The 3,283-nt window shown below is 75.6% G+C and carries 1 protein-coding gene; it reads right to left on the bottom strand.

Annotated features, from left to right (window positions below):
• Positions 1-3,283, bottom strand: a 3,283-nt coding sequence (locus GT030_RS03810) for a non-ribosomal peptide synthetase (RefSeq protein WP_161199834.1), incomplete at both ends; no start/stop codon positions are given.

The following is a 3,283-nucleotide window of genomic DNA, read 5'->3' as shown; positions in this document are numbered from 1 at the left end:
GGAGTCGGCGAGGGCGTCTAGTTCGCGGTAGGTGAGCGTGGTGGTGGCGTCGCGGACCGCCGGGGCGTCCGGGGTGTCGCGTACCCGGCGCCGGAAGAGGGCGGGGACGCTCTCGGGCCGGTCCGCCCCGGGGCCGGTGCCCCAGGCGGTGACGCGGGCGCGGTCGGCGTCGGTGAGCACGCCGTAGGCGCGCAGCGGACGGTCGGGGTCGGCGGTGACGGCGGTGAGCAGCCCGGCGAGGCGCTCGCCGAGGGCCTCCACGGTCGCCCCGTCGAAGAGTTCCGTTGCGTAGTCCACGGCGGCCCGCATGGCGCCCGGTGCGCCCTGGTCGTCGTGGGTCTCGGTGAAGGTGAAGGACAGGTCGAACTTGCTGACCTCCAGCTCGACCGGGACCGGGGTCACGGTGAGGCCGGGCAGCTCGACCGGGGCGGCCGGGCTGTGGTTCTGGAGGACGAGCATGGTCTGGAACAGCGGGTGGTGGCTCTGCGAGCGGGCGGGGTTGAGGAGTTCGACCAGCCGCTCGAAGGGCAGGTCCTGGTGGGTGTAGGCGGAGAGGTCGAACTCCTTCACGCGGTCCAGGAGTTCGCGGAAGGTGGGGTCGCCCGACAGGTCGGTGCGCAGGACGAGGGTGTTGACGAAGAAGCCGACCAGATCGGTGGCCGCCTCGTCGGTGCGTCCGGCGACGGCGGTGCCGAGCGGGATGTCCTCGCCCGCGCCGTGCCGGGAGAGCAGCAGGGAGAGGGCGGCCTGGAGGACCATGAAGACGCTGCATCCGCTGGTGCGGGCGAGGTCGGCGATCCGGCGGGCGAGGCCGGCGTCCAGGGTGAAGTCGTGGGTGGCGCCGAGGTGTTGCGGTACGGCGGGGCGCGGCCGGTCCCACGGGAGTTCGATCAGCTCGGGCAGCCCGCTCAGCGCCCGCTGCCAGTGGTCGAGTTGGCCGGAGAGCACGCTGTCGGGGTCGTTCTCGTCCCCGAGGAGGGCCCGCTGCCAGAGCGCGTGGTCCACGTGGTCGACCGGCGGCGCGGTCCACACCGGGGCCCGACCGCCGGCACGGGCGCGGTAGGCGGTGCCCAGGTCGCGGGTGAGGGGCGCGAGGGAGGAGCCGTCGGCGGCGATGTGGTGGATGACGAGGACCAGCACGTGCGAGTCGTCGGTGAGCCGCAACAGCGTTGCCCGGAGCGGGAGTTCGGTCTCGATGTCAATGGTCTCGGCGGCGGTCTCCGCCACGGCCGCGTCGAGCCGGTCCTCGTCGGCGTCCCGGACGGTGAACGGCACGCTCGCCGCGCCCGGCTCGGTGATGTGCTGGTGCGGACCGTCCCCGTCGGCCGGGAAGAGGGTGCGCAGCGCGGAGTGCCGGGCCACCACGTCGTCCAGCGCGGCGCGCAGGGCCTCCTGGTCCAGCGGGCCGTCGAGGCGTACGGCGAAGGGGATGTTGTAGGTGGCGGAGGGGCCGTCGAGCCGGTGCAGGAACCACAGCCGCCGCTGGGCGTAGGAGAGCGGCAGCACCTCGGGGCGCGGCTGCGGGACCAGGGCGGGGCGGGCCGGGCGGTCGCCGCCGGCGAGGACGGCGGCGAAGGAGGCGACGGTCGGGTGCTCGAAGAGGGTACGGATCTCGGTCTCGGTGCCCAGCGCGGTGCGGACGCGTCCCACCAGCCGGGTGGCGAGCAGGGAGTGGCCGCCCAGGGCGAAGAAGTCGTCGTCGACGCCGACGTGGGGCACGCCCAGGACGTCCGCGAACAGTCCGGCGACGATCTCCTCGTGCGCCCCGCGCGGGGCGCGTCCCGCGGCGCCCGGTCCCGGACTCGTGGGCGCGGGCAGGGCGGCCCGGTCCACCTTGCCGTTGACGGTGAGCGGGAGGGCGTCCAGCGGCTGGATGGCGGACGGCACCATGTAGGAGGGCAGGTGGCGTCCGACGTGCGCGGCCAGCCTGCCGGGGTCCGCGGTGCGGCCGGGGGCGGGGACGACGTAGGCGGTGAGGGTGCGGTCGCCGGGCAGGTCCTCGCGGACCAGGACGCAGGCGGCGCGCACGGACGGGTCGGTGCGCAGGACCGCCTCGATCTCGGCGGGCTCGATGCGGTGGCCGCGCAGCTTGATCTGCTGGTCGGCGCGGCTGACGTAGTGGATCACGCCCTCGGTGTCCCGGCGCACCACGTCACCGGTGCGGTACATCCGGGTGCCGTCCCCCTCGAAGGGGTCGGCGACGAACCGGGTGGCGGTGAGGCCGGGGCGCCCGAGGTAGCCGCGTGCGACACCGGGGCCCGCGAGGTACAGCTCGCCCTCGGCGCCGGGCGGCACCGGGCGCAGGGCCGCGTCCAGGACGTAGGCCCGCATGCCGTCCAGCGGGCGGCCGATCGGGGGCATGCCGGGCGGAGCGTCGGCCGGGACCCGGTGGAGGGTGGCGAAGGTCGTGGTCTCGGTGGGGCCGTAGGCGTTGAGGACGGCCGTGCCGGGGTGGGCGGCGGCAAGCTGCTGGAGCACGCCGGGTGTGGCGGCCTCGCCGCCGGCGGCGGCCAGCCGGAGCAGGCCGAGGGCGCCGGGGTCGGTCTCGGCGATGACGTTGAACAGGGCGGTGGTCAGGAAGGCCGCCGTCACGCCGTGCCGGGCGACGAGGTCCCGGAGCGTCGCGGGCTGGAGCGTTCCCGGCGGGGCCACGACGACCCGGCCGCCGCTCAGCAGGGGTGCCCAGATCTCGAAGGTGGCCGCGTCGAAGACGTACGCCGAGTGCATCAGCACGGCGTCCGCGACCCCGCCGGCCCAGGTGCGGTCGGCGGCGAGAGCGGTGATGTCGGCGTGGGTGACGCCGACGGCCTTGGGCAGGCCGGTGGAGCCGGAGGTGAACATGACGTACGCCAGCCGGTCACCGCCGGAGACGGCGGGCAGCGCGCCGGGGGCGAAGGGACCGCCGCTGACCACGCGTCCGGCGGAGTCCACGGTGAGAACGGGGATGTCGAGTCCGCGCACCCAGGGGTTGTCCCGCGTGGTCCCGTCCACGATGAGGGCGCGCAGCGGGGCGGACTCGGTGACGCGGTCGAGGCGTTCGGCGGGCCAGCGCGGGTCCAGCGGGACGTACGCGGCGCCCGCGCGCAGAACGGCCAGGGCGGCGGTGACCTGGGCCGAGGAGCGGCCGAGCAGGATGCCGACCCCGTCCTCGGCGCCGGCCCCGGAGCCGGTCAGGGCCTTGGCCAGCCCGGTGGAGAGCTCCTGGAGCTGCCCGTAGGTCAGTTCCTCGCCCGCGCCGGTGACGGCGATGGTGCCGGGGTGGTGCACGGCCTGCCGGGCCACC

The sequence above is a fragment of the Streptomyces sp. SID1328 genome, assembly GCF_009865595.1.
Classification (GTDB): Bacteria; Actinomycetota; Actinomycetes; order Streptomycetales; family Streptomycetaceae; genus Streptomyces; species Streptomyces griseoluteus.
This window is presented reverse-complemented; position numbering and strand designations above follow the sequence as displayed.